The 19,489-nt window shown below is 68.6% G+C and carries 20 protein-coding genes; 9 read left to right on the forward strand and 11 right to left on the reverse strand.

All coding sequences use genetic code 11. The features are described from left to right. Positions 1–78: 78 nt before the first annotated feature. A complete protein-coding gene (locus tag WMR31_RS02790) occupies positions 79–567 on the reverse strand; it encodes a DUF1269 domain-containing protein (protein WP_340537245.1) in 489 nt (162 codons plus the stop codon). Between the two features lie 329 nt (positions 568–896). On the opposite strand from WMR31_RS02790, the gene WMR31_RS02795 reads away from it, so the two are divergent. From WMR31_RS02795 to WMR31_RS02805, 3 genes are read left to right on the forward strand one after another with little or no spacing between them, the layout of a single operon-like run. Beyond that, a complete protein-coding gene (locus WMR31_RS02795; protein WP_340537246.1) occupies positions 897–2,333 on the forward strand; it encodes a basic amino acid/polyamine antiporter in 1,437 nt (478 codons plus the stop codon). Between the two features lie 55 nt (positions 2,334–2,388). Beyond that, a complete protein-coding gene (locus WMR31_RS02800; protein ID WP_340537247.1) occupies positions 2,389–3,660 on the forward strand; it encodes an arginine deiminase in 1,272 nt (423 codons plus the stop codon). A 7-nt stretch (positions 3,661–3,667) separates the two neighbouring features. Further along, the gene (locus WMR31_RS02805; RefSeq protein ID WP_340537248.1) at positions 3,668–4,501 is read left to right on the forward strand and encodes an META domain-containing protein; all 834 of its coding nucleotides are present in this window, start codon (positions 3,668–3,670) and stop codon (positions 4,499–4,501) included. A 261-nt stretch (positions 4,502–4,762) separates the two neighbouring features. Here WMR31_RS02805 and WMR31_RS02810 read toward each other — a convergent pair whose 3' ends face one another. From WMR31_RS02810 to WMR31_RS02820, 3 genes are all read right to left on the reverse strand, one after another. Further along, positions 4,763–5,059 carry a DUF1416 domain-containing protein gene (locus WMR31_RS02810; RefSeq protein ID WP_340537249.1) on the reverse strand — a complete coding sequence of 99 codons (297 nt, stop codon included), beginning with the start codon at positions 5,057–5,059 and terminating at the stop codon, positions 4,763–4,765. 1 nt (position 5,060) lies between these two features. After that, the gene (locus tag WMR31_RS02815) at positions 5,061–5,909 is read right to left on the reverse strand and encodes a sulfurtransferase (RefSeq protein WP_340537250.1); all 849 of its coding nucleotides are present in this window, start codon (positions 5,907–5,909) and stop codon (positions 5,061–5,063) included. Positions 5,910–6,269: 360 nt separating this feature from the next. Next, on the reverse strand, positions 6,270–6,572 hold the full coding sequence (locus WMR31_RS02820) for a MoaD/ThiS family protein (protein WP_340537251.1): 303 nt from the start codon (positions 6,570–6,572) through the stop codon (positions 6,270–6,272). A gap of 123 nt (positions 6,573–6,695) precedes the next feature. Here WMR31_RS02820 and WMR31_RS02825 point away from each other — a divergent pair, with 123 nt between their 5' ends. Then, positions 6,696–7,448 carry a winged helix-turn-helix domain-containing protein gene (locus WMR31_RS02825; protein ID WP_340537252.1) on the forward strand — a complete coding sequence of 251 codons (753 nt, stop codon included), beginning with the start codon at positions 6,696–6,698 and terminating at the stop codon, positions 7,446–7,448. Between the two features lie 114 nt (positions 7,449–7,562). Here WMR31_RS02825 and ygfZ read toward each other — a convergent pair whose 3' ends face one another. Next, entirely contained in the window at positions 7,563–8,501 is a 939-nt protein-coding gene (ygfZ, locus tag WMR31_RS02830) for a CAF17-like 4Fe-4S cluster assembly/insertion protein YgfZ (protein WP_340537253.1), read from the reverse strand. A gap of 87 nt (positions 8,502–8,588) precedes the next feature. Between ygfZ and WMR31_RS02835 the strand changes: the two genes are divergently transcribed. The 5 genes from WMR31_RS02835 to WMR31_RS02855 all read left to right on the forward strand — a co-directional run bounded on the left by WMR31_RS02835 (position 8,589) and on the right by WMR31_RS02855 (position 13,829). Then, positions 8,589–8,951 (forward strand): DsrE family protein, encoded by a 363-nt coding sequence (locus WMR31_RS02835; protein ID WP_340537254.1) that lies wholly within the window; start codon positions 8,589–8,591, stop codon positions 8,949–8,951. Beyond that, positions 8,951–9,775: a mycothiol synthase gene (gene mshD / locus WMR31_RS02840; protein WP_340537255.1), complete on the forward strand. Its 825-nt coding sequence runs from the start codon at positions 8,951–8,953 to the stop codon at positions 9,773–9,775. The genes WMR31_RS02835 and mshD overlap by 1 nt, the downstream gene beginning before the upstream one ends. Positions 9,776–9,889: 114 nt before the next feature. Further along, positions 9,890–12,058: an RNA degradosome polyphosphate kinase gene (locus tag WMR31_RS02845; RefSeq protein ID WP_340537256.1), complete on the forward strand. Its 2,169-nt coding sequence runs from the start codon at positions 9,890–9,892 to the stop codon at positions 12,056–12,058. A 123-nt stretch (positions 12,059–12,181) separates the two neighbouring features. Further along, the gene (locus WMR31_RS02850; protein WP_340537257.1) at positions 12,182–12,799 is read left to right on the forward strand and encodes a DUF47 domain-containing protein; all 618 of its coding nucleotides are present in this window, start codon (positions 12,182–12,184) and stop codon (positions 12,797–12,799) included. Between the two features lie 4 nt (positions 12,800–12,803). After that, entirely contained in the window at positions 12,804–13,829 is a 1,026-nt protein-coding gene (locus WMR31_RS02855) for an inorganic phosphate transporter (RefSeq protein WP_340537258.1), read from the forward strand. Positions 13,830–13,845: 16 nt separating this feature from the next. Here the strand turns inward: WMR31_RS02855 and pstB are convergent, their stop codons facing one another. The 6 genes from pstB to WMR31_RS02885 all read right to left on the reverse strand — a co-directional run bounded on the left by pstB (position 13,846) and on the right by WMR31_RS02885 (position 19,399). Next, positions 13,846–14,625 (reverse strand): phosphate ABC transporter ATP-binding protein PstB, encoded by a 780-nt coding sequence (gene pstB / locus WMR31_RS02860; RefSeq protein WP_340537259.1) that lies wholly within the window; start codon positions 14,623–14,625, stop codon positions 13,846–13,848. Positions 14,626–14,645: 20 nt separating this feature from the next. Then, positions 14,646–15,716 (reverse strand): phosphate ABC transporter permease PstA, encoded by a 1,071-nt coding sequence (gene pstA, locus WMR31_RS02865; RefSeq protein ID WP_340537260.1) that lies wholly within the window; start codon positions 15,714–15,716, stop codon positions 14,646–14,648. Then, on the reverse strand, positions 15,713–16,702 hold the full coding sequence (pstC, locus tag WMR31_RS02870) for a phosphate ABC transporter permease subunit PstC (RefSeq protein WP_340537261.1): 990 nt from the start codon (positions 16,700–16,702) through the stop codon (positions 15,713–15,715). The genes pstA and pstC overlap by 4 nt, the downstream gene beginning before the upstream one ends. 95 nt (positions 16,703–16,797) lie before the next feature. Next, positions 16,798–17,907: a phosphate ABC transporter substrate-binding protein PstS gene (locus tag WMR31_RS02875; RefSeq protein ID WP_340537262.1), complete on the reverse strand. Its 1,110-nt coding sequence runs from the start codon at positions 17,905–17,907 to the stop codon at positions 16,798–16,800. Positions 17,908–18,312: 405 nt separating this feature from the next. Next, entirely contained in the window at positions 18,313–19,179 is an 867-nt protein-coding gene (locus WMR31_RS02880) for an NUDIX hydrolase (RefSeq protein ID WP_340537263.1), read from the reverse strand. Positions 19,180–19,225: 46 nt separating this feature from the next. Beyond that, positions 19,226–19,399 (reverse strand): hypothetical protein, encoded by a 174-nt coding sequence (locus WMR31_RS02885; RefSeq protein WP_340537264.1) that lies wholly within the window; start codon positions 19,397–19,399, stop codon positions 19,226–19,228. Between the last annotated feature and the right edge of the window lie 90 nt (positions 19,400–19,489).

Below are 19,489 nucleotides of genomic sequence, written 5' to 3' on the forward strand. Positions count from 1 at the left end.
ATCGCCGCCGAGCGGTGGGCGCTCGGAGGTTCTCCAGGCGGGACTCCGGTGTCGATTCCGACCACGGCGTCGACCGGATCAATCGACGAACACCTCGCGCAACGCGGCCTCCTGCTCGTCACTCAGGTTGGTGAAGATCAGCTCGCCCATGGTCTCGCCCTCGAAGGCCGCCCGCAGCTTGTCGACCACCACGTCGGAGGCAAGGACGAACAACGCCGAGGTGCCCGGGATCACCTCGTCGCGCACCTTGTTGATGAAGGTGTCGTTGATGCCGACGTCGTTCAACGAGCCCGCCAGCGCTCCGGTCGCGGCACCCACCGCGGCGCCGATGAGCGGCATGAAGAAGATGAGCCCGAAGAGCAGCCCCCAGAAGGTGCCGCTCAGTGCGCCAGCTGCGGCGGTGTTGAACAACTGCTCGGTCTTGGGCTTGCGGCGTCCCTCCTCCCACGAGACGACCGCCGCGTCGTGGACGGTCAGGATCCGCTCCCGCGCCAGCCGCTGTACCACCGCGGACGCCTCCTTCGCGCCCGTCGGGGTGTCGTACCTCCACACGGTCAACGTGCCCATTTCGCGCTCCTCCGCACCAGCATGCTTCTCGTCAATCTCGCTTCACATAATTGGTTTCCGAGCCCGAAATCCCCTCACCCGAAATCGGTGAACACGCAAGCGACGTCAGCTCCTCTTACCGGGCAGTGACGGTTGCCCTTGACGCCGGATCGCAGCGCCGCACCGTGCTGGCTCACAGCGCCGCGCACCGCGTTGGGGGACGCCGGTCGCAGCCCGCTGATCTCACCCCGTTTCGGTGACCCGAGCGTGCGTACGCCGTCCCTACTGTCACCGCATAGACCGACGACGCCCAGCGAGCTCGGACTCGGGTACTCAGCAAGGGAGTGCGGATGAGCGCGACAGATACCACCACGCGAACTCCGGTGCTCACCTTCTGGACGATGACCGGGATGGTCGTCGGCAGCATGGTCGGTGCCGGAGTCTTCTCCCTTCCGCGTCGCTTCGCCACCGAGACCGGGATCCTCGGAGCGCTGATCGCCTGGACGATCGCCGGACTCGGCATGCTGATGCTCGCCTTCGTCTTCCAGCAGCTCGCCATCCGCAAGCCCGATCTCGACGCCGGCGTGTACGCCTACGCGAAGGCAGGCTTCGGTGAGTACCTGGGGTTCTTCTCAGCCTTCGGGTACTGGGCCAGCGCGTGCGTCGGCAACGTCACCTACTGGGTGCTCATCATGTCGACGCTGGGCGCGATCCTCCCGATCCTCGGGAACGGCGACACGATCCTCGCCGTCGGTGCGTCCAGCGTGTTCGTCTGGTTGTTCCACCTCCTGCTCCTGCGCGGCGTTCGGGAGGCTGCGGCGATCAACCGGATCGTCACGATCGCCAAGCTGGTCCCGATCCTGGTCTTCGTGCTCCTCGCGGTATTCGCCCTCGATACCGGCGTGCTGGCTGACAACTGGACCGGAGGCGCCGGCTACGACACGCTGTTCGACCAGGTTCGCGGCACGATGCTGATCACTGTCTTCGTCTTCCTCGGCGTCGAGGGGGCCAGCGTCTACTCGCGTCACGCCATCCGAAGGGAACACGTCGGTCGAGCCACGATTCTCGGGTTCGTCAGCGTGTTCTGTGTCTTCGCCTCCGTCACCATCGTCTCCTACGGGATCCTGCCGGCCTCCGAGATCGCCGAACTCCGGCAGCCCTCGATGGCCGGGGTCCTCGAGGCCGCCGTCGGCGAGTGGGGCCAGGTGCTGGTGAGCGTCGGCCTCATCGTCTCGGTCCTGGGCGCCTACCTGGCCTGGACGCTGATGGCGGCCGAAGTGCTGGTCGTAGCCGCCAAGGACGGCGACATGCCGCGGTTCCTGGCGGCGTCCGACGCCAAGGACGTTCCCATCGCCTCCTTGGTCATGACCTCGGCGCTGATCCAGCTCGTGCTGGTCGTCAGCCTCTTGTCGGAGGACGCGTTCAACTTCGCCCTCGACCTCACCAGCGCCCTGACCCTCATCCCGTTCCTGCTGGCCGCGGCGTACGCCCTCAAGATCGCCGTCAATGGCGATGGCTATGCCGAGCATCCGCGAGGACGCCGACGAGAGCTGGGTGTAGCGATCCTCGCCACGATCTACACCACCTTCCTTCTCTTCGCCGCCGGGCCCCGCTTCGTCCTCGTGTCGTTCATCGTCTATGCGCCGGCAACGATCCTGTTCGTGATGTGTCGTCGCGAGCAGGGCCGGACCTGGTTCTCGCCTCGCGAGCTGGTGATCCTGGCCGTCTCGGTGACCGGCGCGATCACCGGCGTCGTCGCGCTCGCCGCCGGATGGATCTCGATCTGACGAGGCATCCCCCCGCTCTGCACCACGCAGGAACCGATCCGGAAAGGAAGCGACCATGACCACTACGACCGAGCCCGACTGCGCTGAGCGTGTCCCGCACGGCGTGCACTCCGAGGTGGGGACCCTCCGTAAGGTTCTGGTCTGCTCCCCCGGACTGGCGCACCACCGCCTGACGCCGCGCAACAGCCACGACCTGCTCTTCGACGACGTCATGTGGGTGGAGCAGGCGAAGGCCGACCACGCCGAGTTCGTGGGCGAGCTCATCCGGCGCGGCGTCGAGGTCGTCGAGATGCACGACCTGCTGGCTCGCACGATGGAGACGCCGGGCGCCCGTGACTGGCTGCTGGACCGAAAGGTCACCCCGAACCAGGTCGGCCTGGGACTGGTGGACGCCACTCGCGACTTCTTGGAGTCGCTCTCGCCCGACGAGCTGGCCGTCCACCTGATCGGCGGCCTATCCCCTGCGAACCTGCCTGAGGAGAGCCGCTCGGAGTACCTCAGTCTCGCCCGGGAGTCGGTGGGTCCTCGCGAGTACCTCGTTCCGCCGCTCCCCAACACTCTCTACACACGCGACACCACGTGCTGGATCTACGGCGGAGTCACCTTGAACCCGCTGTACTGGTCCGCGCGGCGCGAGGAGACTCTGTTGATGAAGTGCGTCTATGAGTTCCATCCGGACTTCATCGACGCCAGGATCTGGTGGGGCGACCCGGAACTGGACTGGGGGTCCGCGACGTTCGAAGGCGGCGACATCATGCCCGTCGGCAACGGCGTCGTCCTGATGGGGATGAGCGAGCGCACCTCGCGACAGGCCATCACCCAGGTAGCGGCGGCCCTCTTCGCCCGGGGCGCAGCCCAGCAGGTGATCGTGGCGGGCATGCCCAGCCTGCGTGCGGCGATGCACCTCGACACCGTGTTCACCTTCGCCGACCTCGACATCGTCACCGTCTACCCGCGGATCGTCGAGGACATCCACACCTTCTCGCTCTACCCCACCAGCCCCGCACCCGGCGTGAAGGTGGTCGACGAAGGCTCGGCCAAGTTCGTCGACGTCGTCGCGCGGGCGCTCGGCCTGCACACGATCCAGGTCATCGAGACCGGCGGCGACGAGTACGCCGCCGAGCGCCAGCAATGGGACAGCGGCAACAATGCGGTGGCCCTCGAGCCCGGGGTGGTATTCACCTACGACCGCAACACCGAGACGAACGCACTGCTTGAGAAGGCCGGCATCGAGGTGATCCCGATCGCCGGTGGCGAGTTGGGCCGGGGTCGAGGCGGCGGCCACTGCATGACATGCCCCCTCATCCGCGACCCGGCCGGATACTGAGGACATCGTGGCCATCCGCCGCACTCGACCGCTCGCGCGTCTCGCGTGCGTCGTCACCCTCGTCTGCCTCGCGTCCGGCTGCGCCGACGACCGTACGGACGGTCGCGACGACCCCGACACGATCGTCGAGGACGAGCAGACCCAGCTCGCCGACCGCGCCTTCACGACGGACGTCGTCACCGGAGGGACGCTGGTTCCGGGGTCGATGATCGAGCTTTCCTTCGACCATGGCGTGATGGCCGCACGTGCAGGGTGCAACACCCTGGTCGGCCCCTATAGCGACGCGGACGGCATGCTGCGGTGGACGTCAGGGCCGGCGTCCACCTTGCAGGTCTGCCCCTCGGGCGGTCTGGACGCCCAGGAGAGATGGCTCGCCGACCTGCTGACCACCGGAATGAAGATGGATTCCGGGCCTGCGGACCTCACTCTGGTCTCGGGCGCGGTCCGCATGGAGTTGAACGAGGTGCCGGCGCCGACGCCGAACGGATCGAATCTGCTCGGCACCTCGTGGTCTCTCATGACGATCACCGAGCACGAGACCACCGCTCTGCTGCCCGAGGGCCTGGACGCACCCACGCTCGTCTTCGAGGTCAGCGGCAAGGTGAACATCACGACCGGGTGCAACCTCGCCCACAGCGCGGTCGACCCCGGCAGCGACACTCTGGTCTTCGAGCCGCCTGGGACTTCTCGGAGAGCCTGCCCCAGCGAGGAGGCGACCCGCATCGAGCGGCTGATCCTCTCGACCCTCGACGGGGAGGTCGATCACGAGATCGACCACACCGGGCTGCTCGTGCTCAGCCAGGGCGAACAGGCGCTCGCCTGGGCCGCTGCCCCGGCGTGAGCAACTCCCAAAAGCGCCGCGGTGACCCACGAGGCCATGGCTCGTGGGTCACCGCGGATCTTGCGCGTCGCTCTTGGACGGCAGGATCAGGCTTCGCTGGGGAATCACTGATCAATGAGGGTGGATGCCAGCGTCGTTCGGGTGGTGGCCTGGCAAGGAGTCGGCGCGCAGGCAGACTGGGCGTCTTTCAAGCGTCCGGCAACGCCGCCAGGGTGCCGCCCGGGCGGCGCTGGCGCCGTCCCGGCGTTGATCAGTGGTCGCCTAGAGGGCGACGGTCACCTCGGCGACGCTGCCCACGGCCGCCTGCACGCTGCGGTCTACCGGGTCGGCCTTCGGGGCGAGGGTGCGCAGGGTCCACTGACCCTCGCCGGCGAAGAACCTGAAGTGCCCGGTGGCCGAGGTCGGGACCTCGGCGGTGAACTCACCGGTCTTGTCCAGCAGCCGAACGTAGGCGTTGCCCACCGGCTCGCCGGCCCGCACTACCTGCCCCTGGATCACCGCCTCCTTGGCGACGTTGACGCCGTCGAGCGAGAGGCCGCCTTCAGTTGCTCCGCACATCTCAGGCCTCCCCGGGCTCGTCACCGAGGGCGATCGGAACGCCCACCAGCGAGCCGTACTCGGTCCACGAACCGTCGTAGTTCTTCACGTTCTGGTGGCCGAGGAGCTCCTTGAGCACGAACCAGGTGAGCGAGGAGCGCTCGCCGATCCGGCACAGGGCGATGGTGTCCTTGGAGTCATCGATGCCGACCTCGTCGTAGAGCTTCTTGAGCTCCTCGTCGGACTTGAAGGTGCCGTCGTCGTTGGCGTTCTTGCTCCACGGCACGTTGAGCGAGGTCGGGATGTGTCCCGCGCGCTGCGACTGCTCCTGGGGCAGGTGCGCCGGAGCGAGGAGCCGTCCGGCGTACTCGTCGGGGCTGCGGACGTCGATCAGGTTCTGGACGCCGATCGCGGCGACGGCGTCGTCGCGGAAGGCGCGGATCGAGCGGTCCTGCTCCTGGGCGGTGTAGCTGGTCCGCGCCCGCTCGGGGAGGACGTCGGTGAGCTCGCGGGAGTCGAGCTCCCACTTCTTGCGGCCGCCGTCGAGGAGCTTGACGTCCTGGTGGCCGTAGAGCTTGAAGTACCAGTAGGCGTAGGCGGCGAACCAGTTGTTGTTGCCGCCGTAGAGGATCACGGTGTCGTCGTTGGCAACACCCTTGCTCGAGAGGAGGTCCTCGAACTGGGCCTTGTCGATGAAGTCGCGGCGCACCTGGTCCTGAAGCTCGGTGGTCCAGTCGAGCTTGATCGCTCCCCGGATGTGGCCCTTGTCGTAGGCGGTGGTGTCCTCGTCGACCTCGACGATCACGATGCCGTCGGTATCGAGGTTGTCCTCGACCCACTGGGCCGTGACGAGAGCGTTCTCGCGGGTCATGTCGTGTTGCCTTTCGGTTGGGTGCTGCAGATGCGGCGGGAGTCGGAGAGAGGTACGGCGGGCCTTGGGTTCGCTCGGCCGGGCGGCATGACGACATGCCAGAACGCGGGGACGAGCGGGCAGCCTGCTGAGCCGAGGTCAATAGTGCACTATGTCAGTCGAGATTAACTGGACATGCGCGCACACCTGGCAACGAGGTGCCCGTCAGAGCATTCGACACAGCGCAGAGCGCGTACGGCAGTGATCCACTGCCCGGCGCTTGGTCAGCCATGTCGTCGACATATGAGGAACAGTACGGATGGAAGCCGGTTCATTCCCGCTTTGGTCTCACTATGTGAGCACAGTATCCACTATTCGAGATCACCCGCCGGCGAAGGGCGGCAGGAACTCGACCGAGTCACCCGGCGACACCCACACCCCACCGGGATCCTCGGTCGCCACCGGACGATCGCCGACCAGCACCGAGCACACCGCCAGGACGTCGGCGAGGCGGGTGTCCGGGTGTGCGGCGAGCACGCGGGCGCGAAGCTCCCGCAGCGTGATCGGCTCCTCGACGGCGACAGCCTCGGCGTCCACCCCGGCGGCGGCACGAGCCGAGGCCCAGTAGCGGACGGTCACGACGCCGGTCTCACCGGTTGCCGAATCGATGCGGGCGTGGCTCACGCTTCGGTATTCTGGCCCCTGGCCGCTCGGCGGTCGACCCGGCCGGAGCCCAATGTCGTGTTTCGGTCTCACCCGCACCGCTGGGAGGGACCCGATGATGATCAGCGCCCCACAGGCCATCCGATGAGCGCCCTACTCCTGCTGACCAGCGCCCTCCAGCCGTCGGCCGAGGTGCTCCCGGCCCTCGCTCTCCTCCCCCACCACGTGCGCGTGCTGCCCGCCGAGGCAAGCGCCCTACTGGAAGCGCCGACCTCCGACGTCCTCCTCGTCGACGGGCGCCAGGACCTCGTGGGAGCGCGCAGCCTGTGCCGCCTGGTCCGCACCACCGGCACCGACGAGCCGATCGTCCTGATCGTCACCGAGGGCGGTCTCGCGGTCGTGACGCACGACTGGGGCGTCGACGACGTCGTCCTGCACACCTGCGGTCCCGCCGAGCTCGACGCGCGGATCCGCCTGGCCACCGGACGCGCCGCGGCCGGCCGGGAGGCGGCCGACCCCGACTCGCACGTCATCCGCTCCGGCGAGGTCGTGGTCGACGAGGCCACCTACACCGCCCGCATCGGATCGCGCGCGCTCGACCTCACCTACAAGGAGTTCGAGCTCCTCAAGCACCTCGCTCAGCACCCGGGCCGCGTGTTCACCCGTCAGCAGCTGCTCCAGGAGGTGTGGGGCTATGACTACTTCGGCGGCACCCGCACCGTCGACGTGCACGTCCGCCGGCTGCGCGCCAAGCTCGGCACCGACAACGAGACCCTGATCGGCACCGTCCGCAACGTCGGCTATCGCTTCGTCGTCCCAGCCGCCGAACAGGATGCCGTCGACGACGCCGACCGCCTGGCCTCCGGCGCGCATCGCGTACCCGAGACCAGGTCCTAGCCTGGATTCACCACCCGGAGGCGGACTGGACGGCCCAAACCTGAACTTGTCGGGCGGGATATCGGCCCCCAAGTTCAGACTTCCCCGGTCGACCGGGGAAATCCCGCCCCCGCGCTACCGCAGCTTCGGCCGCACGTGCAGCCCGACCTCGGGGTCGACGATGACCTCCTGAGCCGCGGCGACGCCGTCGACCATCAGCTCGGCGTCGAGCGGGGTGTTGCGCTTGAGCAGCGCCAGCGCGATCGGGCCGAGCTCGTGGTGGCGGGCGGCCGAGCCGACGAAGCCGATCGCCTTCTCGCCCAGCAGCACCTCCGCGCCGGTCTCGGGAAGCCGGTTCTCGGAGCCGTCGAGGTGCAGCAGGGTCAGCCGGCGCGGCGGTCGGCCCAGCGTGTGCACCCGGGCCACGGTCTCCTGACCGCGGTAGCAGCCCTTGTCCAGATGCACCGCGCTGCCGATCCAGCCGGCCTCGTTGGGGATCGTGCGATGGTCGGTGTCGACGCCGAATCGAGCCTCGCCGCGCGCGATGCGCAACGCCTCGTAGGCCCACAGGCCCGCGGGCGGCTCGGTGGCGGCGGCGTAGGTCGTCAGGTCGGCGCGCGGGATCAACCGGTGCCCGGTCGAGGGGCGCCAGGTCAGCGCCAGCTCGGGCGTCACGTCGGTGATCTCGACGCGCGACATGAACTTCATCCGCTCCAGGAACTCCACCAGCGCGGCCGAGGCGCCGGGCTCGGTCCACACGGTGAGCGCCGTGCCGTCGTCGTGACCGCGGAACTCGTGCTCGACGTGACCCTGGGGGCTCAGGATCAGCGCCTGGGTCTCGACGCCGGGCTCGAGGTCGCGCAGATGCTGGGTGGTGAGGTCGTGCAGCCAGGTGAGCCGATCGGGGCCCTCGATCCGGAGCACATCGTGGTGGGAGAGGTCGACGAAGCCCTCGCCCGACTCCAGGATCCGCTGCTCGCCGTTGAACGAGCCGTAGTGGGCCGCCACCGCGGCATCGACGCCATTGCCGGCGACCGCACCGTCGAGTTCGAGGAGGGGGCTGCTCATGTCCATCACTGTGCCAGAACGCCGTCGTCGGCCCCACTGTTCCCCGTCCGGCCGGCCAGCGACGCGCCCGACAGGCGCCACTAGGCTGGCGCGATGAGTCGACCACTCGCCGTGAAGATCACCTGCGGAGCCGAGGCGGCCGAGCGGGCCAACCAGGGCCTGACGGTCTCGGCCGCGGCGGTGGCGGCCGGCGCCGAGGTGTCGTTGTGGCTCACCGGGGACGCCGTGTGGTTCGGCGTCCTGGATCGCTGTCCCGATCTCGGCCTGGAGCACGCCACCGCCGCGAGCGACCTGGTGGACGCCGTGCGCACCGGCGGCCAGATCACCGTCTGCTCCCAGTGCGCGCTGCGCCGCGGCCTCACCGAGACCGACCTGGTCGAGGGAGCCCGGATCGCCGGAGCCGCGGCGTTCGCCGAGTACGTGCTGCGCCCCGACGTCCAGGCGCTGGTCTACTGATGTCGGCCGACCGGCTCGCCGCACTCGACGCCGTCCGGGAGGCCTGCGTGGCCGGGGACGGGGTGGATCCGCTCGACGAGGCGGTCGCCCTGGCCCTCAAGCACCACGGGCTCGACGGCGCCGACCTGTGGGCCGAGGACGGCGGCTTCGCGCTGGTCCGCGACGAGGAGCTCACTCTCGCCGTCGCGCCGCAGGCACGCGGGAGGGGGATCGGACGACGTCTGGCCCAGAAGGCCACCGAGACGGGTACCGCCCAGCGCGCCTGGTCGCACGGCGGCCATCCCGCCGCCGCGCGCCTGGCCGACGAGCTCGGCTGGACCGCGACCCGCGACCTGTGGGTCCTGCGGCGTCCGACCGCGGAGCCGCTGCCTGCGCTCGAGGTCCCCGACGGCATCTCGATCCGCGGGTACACCGCGGCCGATGCCGACCAAGTTCTCGCCGTCAACGCCGCCGCGTTCGCCCACCACCCCGAGCAGGGCTCTCTCGACGCCGCCGGCCTGGCCCAGCGGATGGCCGAGCCGTGGTTCGACCCGGCCGGCCTAATCCTGGCGACCGAGGGCGAGACCCTGCTCGGCTTCCACTGGACCAAGCAGCACTCCCCCGACCTCGGCGAGGTCTACGTCGTCGCGGTCGGGCCGGCCGCGCAGGGCCGCGGCCTCGGCAAGACCCTGACCCTCGCCGGCCTGCACCATCTCGCCGGTCTCGGGGTCGCCGAGATCCTCCTCTACGTCGAGTCCGACAACGCTCCGGCCGTGCACGTCTACACCGCCCTCGGCTTCACCCACGCCGCCCGCGACACCCACGTCCAGTACAGCCGGCACTAGCCCCGGGCTCGGAAGACACCCCGGAAGACACCCGGAGGACAGCGGCGCGTCCGGCCCCCGAGAGCCGCCGCGCGCGGACACCCCCCGTTCACTGAACGGTGCCAAGATGGGGGCATGACTCTCGAGATCGTGACCGACCCGGCGGCGGCGAACACCGGAGTCCCCGACGAGACCTACGACGTCGAGGCTCCCTACACGCCCGACCCGGAACTGGTCGCCGCGGTCGAGAAGTACGACGACCGGTTCTTGGACCGCGAGCTGTCCTGGCTGCGCTTCAACCAGCGGGTCCTCGAGCTCGCCGAGGACGAGCGCCTCCCACTGCTCGAACGGGCCCGGTTCCTGGCGATCTTCACCAGCAACCTCGATGAGTTCTTCATGGTGCGAGTCGCCGGCCTGAAGCGACGTATCGCGACCGGGCTCGCGGTCCGGGCGGCGTCGGGGATGATGCCGCGCGAGGTGCTCGAGCAGATCTGGACCACCACCCGCGAGCTGAGCCTGCGCCAGGCCGAGCTGTTCCGCGACCAGATCGTGCCGGCGCTCCGCGAGCACGACATCGAGCTGGTGCGCTGGGACGAGCTCTCCCCCGAGGAGCAGAAGTTCAGCAAGAAGCTCTTCAAGAGCCGCATCTTCCCGGTCCTGACCCCACTCGCGGTCGATCCGGCCCACCCCTTCCCCTACATCTCGGGGCTCTCCCTCAACCTCGCCGTGGTCATCCGCAACCCGCAGACCGGCAAGGAGCACTTCGCGCGGGTGAAGATCCCGCCGAACTTCGATCGGTTCGTGCGCCTGGAGACCGCCGGCAGCGGCACCCGCTTCGTCCCGCTCGAGGACGTCATCGGTGCCCACCTGAAGCGGCTGTTCCCCGGCATGGAGGTGCTCGAGTCGCACATGTTCCGGGTCACCCGCAACGAGGATCTCGAGGTCGAGGAGGACGACGCCGAGAACCTGCTCGCCGCGCTGGAGAAGGAGCTGCTCCGCCGCCGCTTCGGGCCGCCGGTCCGCCTCGAGGTCGAGGAAACGATGTCGCAGAGCGTCCTGGAACTGCTCAAGGACGAGCTCGACATCAGCGACGGCGAGGTGTTCCGGCTGCCCGGCCCCCTCGACCTGCGTGGCCTGCACGGGATCGCCGACCTCAACTACGAGGAGCTGAAGTACCCGGCGTTCGTGCCGACGACGCACCCGCGGCTCGCCGAGGTGGAGTCCGCAGCGCCGGTCGACGTCTTCAAGGCGGCGCGCCGCCACGACGTCCTGCTGCACCACCCCTACGACTCCTTCGCCACCTCCGTACAGCGCTTCATCGAGCAGGCCGCCGCCGATCCGCACGTGTTGGCGATCAAGCAGACCCTCTACCGCACCTCCGGCGACAGCCCGCTGATCGACGCGCTCATCGATGCCGCCGAGGCCGGCAAGCAGGTGCTGGTCATCGTCGAGATCAAGGCCCGCTTCGACGAGCACGCCAACATCCGGTGGGCCCGCAAGCTCGAGCAGGCCGGATGTCACGTCGTCTACGGCCTGGTCGGCCTCAAGACCCACTGCAAGCTCGCGATGGTGGTGCGCGACGAGCCCGAGGGAATCCGCCGCTACACCCACATCGGCACGGGCAACTACAACTCCAAGACGGCCCGCCTGTACGAGGACCTCGGCCTCATCACCACCGACGAGCAGATCGGCGAGGACGTCGCCCACCTGTTCAACAACCTCAGCGGCTGGTCCCGCAACGCCTCCTACCAACAGCTGCTCGTCGCGCCCGATTCGGTGCGCTCGGGGCTGGTCGAGCAGATCCACGCCGAGATCGCCCACCACAAGGAGGGGCGTCCGGCGGCGATCCGGATCAAGGCGAACTCGGTGGTCGACGAAGCCGTCATCGACGCCTTGTACCTCGCCTCGCAGGAGGGCGTGCCCGTCCAGCTGCTGGTCCGCGGCATCTGCGCGCTGCGCCCCGGCGTCCCCGGGCTGTCGGAGAACATCACCGTGCGCTCGGTGCTCGGGCGATTCTTGGAGCACAGCCGCGTCTTCGCCTTCGAGAACGGCGGCGATCCGGTCACCTGGATCGGCTCGGCCGACATGATGCACCGCAACCTCGACCGTCGTGTGGAGGTCCTGGTGCGGCTGCCCGACCCCGAGAGCGGGCGCGAGATCCGCGACTGGCTCGACCTGGCCTTCGCACCCACGACCGATGCCTGGGAGCTCGGCAACGACGGCACGTGGACCCGCAATGTGGGTGATGTTCATCTCCAGGAGACCCTCATCGAGAGGCAACGGCACCGCCGCAGCGCGAGCTGAGGTCGCAGGAGACACCCGGCGGCAGCCCCGCTCCGACCGACATTCGGGGCGACGGTTTGCGCGTCCCCCGATCCGACCCCCTACATTGGTGTGCGCTTCATTCCCGCCTCACCAGGAGTTCACGTGGGTCTGCGATTCCGTCCGGTCGACTCGGCGTTCTTCGAGTTGTTCACCGAACAGGCCCGGCACCTGGTCACCGGTGCCGCCCTTCTCGCCGAGATGATGGCCGAGACCTCCGACAAGGAGGACGTCGCAGCACGGATGCGTGCCGCCGAGCACGACGCCGACGAGACGACCCACGCGCTGGTCCGGCGCGTCAACAGCACGTTCATCACGCCGTTCGACCGCGAGGACATCTACGCCCTCGCCTCCGGGCTGGATGACGTGATGGACGAGATGGACGAGGCGGTCGACCTGATCCTGCTCTACGAGGTCAAGACGATGCCGCCCGAGCTCTCCCAGCAGGTCGAGGTGCTCCAACGCTGCGCCGAGCTGACGGCGGAGGCGATGCCGAAGCTGCAGTCCATGAAGTCGCTCGAGGAGTACTGGATCGAGATCAACCGGCTCGAGAACGCCGGCGACAAGAACCACCGGCGTACCTTGGCCAAGCTCTTCTCCGGCGAGTTCAAGACGATCGAGGTGCTCAAGCTCAAGGACATCGTGGAGGCCCTCGAGGCGGCCATCGACGCCTTCGAGACGGTGGCCAACGTCGTGGAACAGATCGCGGTCAAGGAGAGCTGAGCTCTTGACCACCACCTTGGCGATCGTCATCGCCGTCGTCGTCGTCGCGCTGGTCTTCGACTACACCAACGGCTTCCACGACGCCGCCAACGCGATCGCCACCTCGGTCTCGACCCGAGCGCTCACCCCACGGGTCGCCCTTCTGATGGCAGCGGTGATGAACTTCGTCGGCGCCTTCCTCGGCCAGAAGGTGGCCAAGACGGTCTCGGAGGTCATCGAGTTCAGTCCAGGGGACTTGGAGGATCGCACGATCCATTCCCTGGTGATCGTCATGGCCGGGCTCCTCGGGGCGATCACCTGGAACATGGTCACCTGGTACTTCGGGCTTCCGTCGTCGTCCTCGCACGCGCTGATCGGAGGCCTCGGAGGCGCTGCGATCGCCGGCGGGGTGACGGTCAACTGGGACACGGTGGTCAACAAGGTCCTGATCCCGATGGTGCTCTCCCCCCTGTTCGCCTTCGGCGCTGGGTTCGCACTGATGACCGCGATCATGTGGGCCTTCAGACGGGCCAATCCGACGAAGGCCAATCGGGGCTTCCGCGTCGCGCAGACGATCTCGGCGTCGGCGATGGCGCTGGGGCACGGGCTCCAGGACGCGCAGAAGACGATGGGCGTTATCTTCCTGGCCCTGGTGGCCGGCGGCTATGCCGCCGATGGCGACGACCTTCCGATCTGGGTGATCGGCGCCGCGGCCGGTGCGATCTCGCTGGGCACGTACGCGGGAGGGTGGCGGATCATGCGAACCCTCGGGCGCCGGATCATCGACCTGGACCCCGCCCGCGGCTTCGCAGCCGAGTCCGTGGCGGCCTCGGTGCTCTACACCACGGCCTACGCCATCGAGGCTCCGATCTCCACCACCCACACCATCACCTCGGCGGTGATGGGCGTCGGGGCGACCAAGCGGCTCTCGGCGGTCCGCTGGGGCGTGGCCCGCAGCATCCTCGCCGCCTGGATCCTCACCTTCCCGATGGCGGCCGCGGCCGCCGGCGCCTGCTACTACGTGGCGCACTTCTTCATCGAGGTCCTCTGACCCTGGCGCGGTCCTCTCAGCCGAAGCGGCCCGAGATGTAGGCCTCGGTGGCGGGATCGTCGGGGTTGGAGAACATCTTCTTGGTGGGGTTGAACTCCACCAGGTGCCCGGGCTCACCGGTCGCCTTGAGGTTGAAGAAGCCGGTCTCGTCGGAGACCCGCGCCGCCTGCTGCATGTTGTGGGTGACGATCACGATCGTGTAGTCGGACTTCAGCTCGTGGATGAGGTCCTCGATCGCGGAGGTGGAGATCGGGTCGAGCGCCGAGCACGGCTCGTCCATGAGCAGCACCTGCGGCTCGACGGCGATCGCACGGGCGATGCACAGCCGCTGCTGCTGACCGCCGGACAGGCCCATGCCGGGCTTGCCCAGTCGGTCCTTGACCTCGTTCCAGAGGTTCGCGCCGCGCAGCGACTTCTCGACGATCTCGTCTGCCTCGTTGCGCTTCATCCGCTTGGAGTTGAGCCGGTTCCCGGCCAGCACGTTGTCGTAGATCGACATCGTCGGGAACGGGTTGGGCCGCTGGAAGACCATGCCGATCTGGCGGCGGACCGCGACCGGGTCGACCGAGGGGTCGTAGAGCGACTGGCCGTCGACGACGACCTTCCCTTCGACCCGGGCGCCGGGGATGACCTCGTGCATCCGGTTGAGGGAGCGCAGGAAGGTCGACTTTCCGCAGCCGGACGGCCCGATGAAGGCTGTCACGGAGCGGGCCTTGATCGTCATGTTGACGCCCTGGACGGCGAGGAAGTCGCCGTAGTAGATGTCGAGGTCAGAGACGTCGATGCTCTTGGCCATGGTCTGTCGTTTCCCTTTTCCTAGTTACCCGTCTTGGGGGCGAAGAACTTGCCGAAGATCCGGGCGACGAGATTGAGCGCCAACACGATCACGATCAGCACGAGCGCCGCACCCCATGCGAGGTCCAGCGTCTCCTGCCGGGAGTTGAATGAGTAGATCTGCACCGGAAGCGTAGTCATCGCGCCGTCGAAGGGGTTCGTGTTCGTCTTCGATGCCAGTCCGGCGATGAGGAGCAGCGGCGCGGTCTCGCCGATCACTCGGGCGATGGCGAGGGTGATGCCGGTGATGATCCCGCCGATGGTGGTGGGGATGACCACCTTCATGATCGTGCGCCACTTCGGGGTGCCCAGGGCGTAGGCGGCCTCGCGCAGGTCGTTGGGCACCAGGCGCAGCATCTCCTCGGTGGCCCGCACGACGATCGGGATCATCAGCAGGGAGAGTGCCACCGAGCCACCGATGCCGGCTTGGAAACCGGAGCCGAAGATCAAGGTGAACAGAGCGAAGGCGAACAGACCCGCGACGATCGAGGGGATCCCGGTCATGACGTCGACCAGGAAGGTCACCGTCCGCGCCAGCCGGTTCCCCTTGCCGTACTCGACCAGGTAGATCGCGGAGAGAACACCGATCGGCACCGAGATGATCGTGGCGCCGATGGTGATGATCAGGGTGCCCATGATCGCGTGGTAGATGCCCGGCGGCTGGTCCGGCGCGGTCGCGAAGAGCGAGTAGGTGAGGAACTCGCTGTTCACGACCGGGGCGCCCTTGCGGATCACGGTCCAGATGAGCGAGACCAGCGGCACCATGGCGATGACGAACGACGTCCAGATCAGGCCGGTCATGAGCCGGTCGACCGCGGCGCGCCGCCCCTCGACCGCGAGCGACCAGGCCGGCAGCGCCAGCAGGAAGACCAGACCACCGACGATGACCGAGCCGACGACCGGCCAACCGAGCACGACATGGCAGAACGCCGCGACCCCGACGCCGATCGCACCGATCAGCTGCGGCGCGAAGCGCGGGAGGCGCGCGGAGGTCAAGGGGATGGAGGCCCGCTTGCTCGGGGCGTCGGGCTTCTCGAGGTTGGGGGTGCTCATGCGCTCGCCATCTTCCGCTCGGAACGGTCGACGATCCATCGGGCCGCGAAGTTGACCAGGAACGTCAGCAGGAACAGCACCAGACCGGTCGCGATGAGCACGGAGAGCAGCTCGTCGGAGCGCTCCTTGTACTTGCTCGCGATGTTGGCCGCGATCGAGGAGTTGCCCGGCAGCAGGAGCCGGAAGTCGGTCCACGCGCCGAGGGAGAGGACCATGGCGACGGCCATCGTCTCGCCGAGCGCGCGGCCCAGGCCGAGCATCGTCGCCGACACCATGCCGGAGCGGCCGTAGGGGAAGACGGTGAGCCGCATCATCTCCCAGCGCGTGGCGCCGAGCGCGAGGGCCGCCTCCTGGTTCAGGCGTGGCGTCCGGGAGAAGACCTCGCGGGTGATCGCGGTGATGATCGGCAGGATCATGATGGCGAGTACGACTCCGGCGGTCACCAGGGTGCGTCCGCTGCTGGAGATGTCGCCGGTGTTCGGGTCGCCGGCGAAGATCGGGATCCAGCCGAGGTACTTGTTCAAGAACTCGAAGATCGGGACCATCTTGGGGGCCAGGACGATCACGCCCCACAGGCCGAAGACGACGCTGGGCACCGCGGCCAGCAGGTCGACCAGATAGGCCACGGGCACCGCGATGTACTTGGGGGCGTAGTGGCTGATCACCAGCGCGATGCCCCATGCCAGCGGCACGGCGATGATGAGCGCGATGATCGCGGCGATCACGGTGCCGCCGAGCAGCGGTGCGACGTAGCCGAGGAAGTCGGTGGCCCGCGGGCCGTAGACGTCGGCGGCCTGGGTGAAGCCCGGGGCTCCCTTGATGAAGAGGAAGACGAAGACGCCGGCGAGCGCGGCCAGGATGATCAGGCTGGCCCCGAGGGTGAGCGCCGCGAAGAGCCGGTCACCGAGGCTGGTCACCGCCTTCGGCCTGGCCTCGCCGGGCCCGTTCTTCGGCCCGCGCCTCGGGCCCTGCATGGTGGTCGTCACGCGGTGTGTCCTTCGATGAGTCGCGTCTCGGGCTGAGCCCGGGTCATGCGCGCGGGTGGGGACCGAGAGCCTCGGTCCCCACCTGACGCCGAGGTTCAGCCGCCGATGCTGGCGACGATCTCCTGTGCCTTCTTCGCCGTCGCTTCCGCGAGCGGTGCGGAGCCGGCCTCCTCGGCGGCGCGCTCCTGACCCTCGGTCGAGACGATGTACTCCAGGTAGCCCTTGACGTTCGCCTGGGTCTCCTCGTCGTCGTAGCTCTGGCAGGCCAGCAGGTACGACAGCAGGACGACCGGGTAGGCGCCGGCCTCGGTGGTGGTGCGGTCCAGCTCGACAGCCATGTCGACGTCGGAGGCACCCTCCACACCCGGGGAGACCTCGAGCACCTTGGCGGCGCCCTCGGCCGACGGGGCGACGTACTCGTCGCCGACCTTCACCGACACCCGGCCCAGACCCTCGACCTGGCTGTTGTCGGCGTAGCCGATCGCACCCTCGATGTTGGTGATCTGCTGGATCACACCGGAGGTGCCCTCTGCGGCCTCGCCCCCGACCGGGAACGCGTCGTCGGCCTCGTAGGACCACGACTCGCTGGCCTTGCCGAGGTAGTCGGTGAAGTTCTTGGTGGTGCCCGAGTCGTCGGAACGGTGGACCGGCGTGATCTTGAGGTCCGGGAGGTCGGCGCCGTCGTTCTCGGCGACGATCGCCGGGTCGTTCCACTTGGTGATCTTGCCGTCGAAGATCTTCGCGATCGTGTCGGCCGACATGTTGACCGAGTCGACGTCGGGCAGGTTGAAGGCCACCGCGATCGGCGAGACGTAGGCCGGGATCTGGATCGGCTCGCTGCCGCAGGTCTTGGTCGCGTCGCTGAGCTGGCCCTCCTCGTCGGTCATCGCGGAGTCGGTGCCGGCGAAGGCGACCGCGCCGTCGGTGAACTGGGCGCGACCGTCGGTGGAGCCGATGGGGTTGTACTGGATCTCGAGGCCGTCGTTGGAGCCCTGGACGGCGATGGTCCAAGCCTCCTGCGCCTTCTCCTGGGAGGTGGCGCCGGCACCCTTGAGCACGCCGGACAGGCCGGAGCTCTCCGGACCGTTGTCGGCCGCGTTGTCGTTCTTGGTGTCCTCGTTCGCGGCGCCGCAGGCGCTCAGCGCGAAGATCGTGGCCGCTGCGATGCCGGGGATGAGGGCCCGGCGAACGGAAGTGCGAATCACTTCGTGTCTCCTGTTTCCATCGTGGGGTGACGACGTCACTGTGCTGACCACAGATGGACGGTTCCGGCGCCGACGGTGAACGAGGGGTGAACTCGAACCGCCCACTCGGCGACGATTGGCTGTGACGCAGGCAACATCTGGATGAACGCCGCCCAGCGGCCCTTGACGTCGGGCCACGGATGCGGTTTCCCGGGCGCGTGCGAGCCGCCGGCTGCCGGAGGCTGAGCAAGCCAGCGCCGACGAAACCCCGGCAATCCGCGCTGCCACGTTGCCGGAGGTTGAGCAAGCGAGCGCCGACGAAACCCCGGCAACCGGCGCTGCCACGTTGCCGGAGGTTGAGCAAGCGAGCGCCAGCGAGCGCCGACGAAACCCCGTCAACCGGCGCTGCCAAGGCTCCGAGACCGCCTAGGAGACCAGGTGGCGTTCGACGCCGACGATCTGGTCCTTGCGCACGTGCAGGACCAGCATCTCCCCCGGCTCGAGGGCGACCGGCACGACGCCGAGTTCCTCCATGACGCCGGGAAGCACCGGCCGGTGGGTGCACAGCAGGGTCGGCCGGTCGTCGGAGAGGACGTCGCCGGCCAGCTCCGCGACGGCGTCCGGGGAGGCGTGCTCCTCCGACAGGGCTGGTGTCGACTCCAGCACCAGCTCCGCCTCGGCGACGTAGGGCTCCACCGTCTGCAGGCACCGCGTGCTGGTCGACGAGATGACGCGGTCGGGTGCGTAGGCGGCCAGGGCGCCGACCATTCGGTCGGCCTGCCGTTCGCCGAGACGCAGGAGCGGGCGGTCGCGGTCCTTTCCTCGCCAGGTGCGTCGCGCGCGGGCCTTGGCGTGCCGCAGGACCACGATCGGGCGCGTCCGACGACGTCGCTCGATCGCCTCGGCCAAGGTGGCGCGGTCGTACTCGTAGGTGAGCAGGTCGGCGGCCTCCTCGACCGGCACCCACCGGACCTCGTCGATCTCCGCGTTGGGCCGGTAGCCGCTCACGTCGTCAGAGCCGACGACCCGGCCCACCCAGTAGTGGACGGTCTTGTGGCCGGCGGCGACCGGGTAGTGCTGGTCGGTGAGCGGGAGGCCGAGGCGGATGTGCAGGCCGGTCTCCTCGGCGACCTCGCGGACCGCTGCCGACGTCCGGTGCTCGCCCCGATCGAGCTTTCCCTTGGGGAAGGACCAGTCGTCGTACTTCGGACGATGGACCAAGAGCACCTGGCGTCCGGGCCGGAAGACCACGGCACCGGCGGCGAACACGAGTTTCGGAAGCGACCCGGGCACGGCGCTCAGGCTATGCCCTCATCGGCACTGCCACCGAGGTGCGGGGTCAGTTCTCGGTCAACGGGGCGCTGGGCACCGGGACGACGCCGAGGATCCGGTCGATCTGGTCGATCGGGAGCCGGTCGTCGGACTCGCTTGCGGCGATGATCAGGTTGGTGGTGAGCTCTACCTCGCCGAGCAGGTCGATGTCCTCCAGGGACACGTCGAACTGGTCGTACATCAAGGCCCTCACTCTCGGTCGTCTCCCACCCTACGACGCCGGTGCCCCTCGCCGGTCGGCAATGGCCGATCATTCGGAGGTTTCCGGCGC

The organism is Nocardioides epinepheli, from assembly GCF_037936805.1.
GTDB lineage: Bacteria > Actinomycetota > Actinomycetes > Propionibacteriales > Nocardioidaceae > Nocardioides.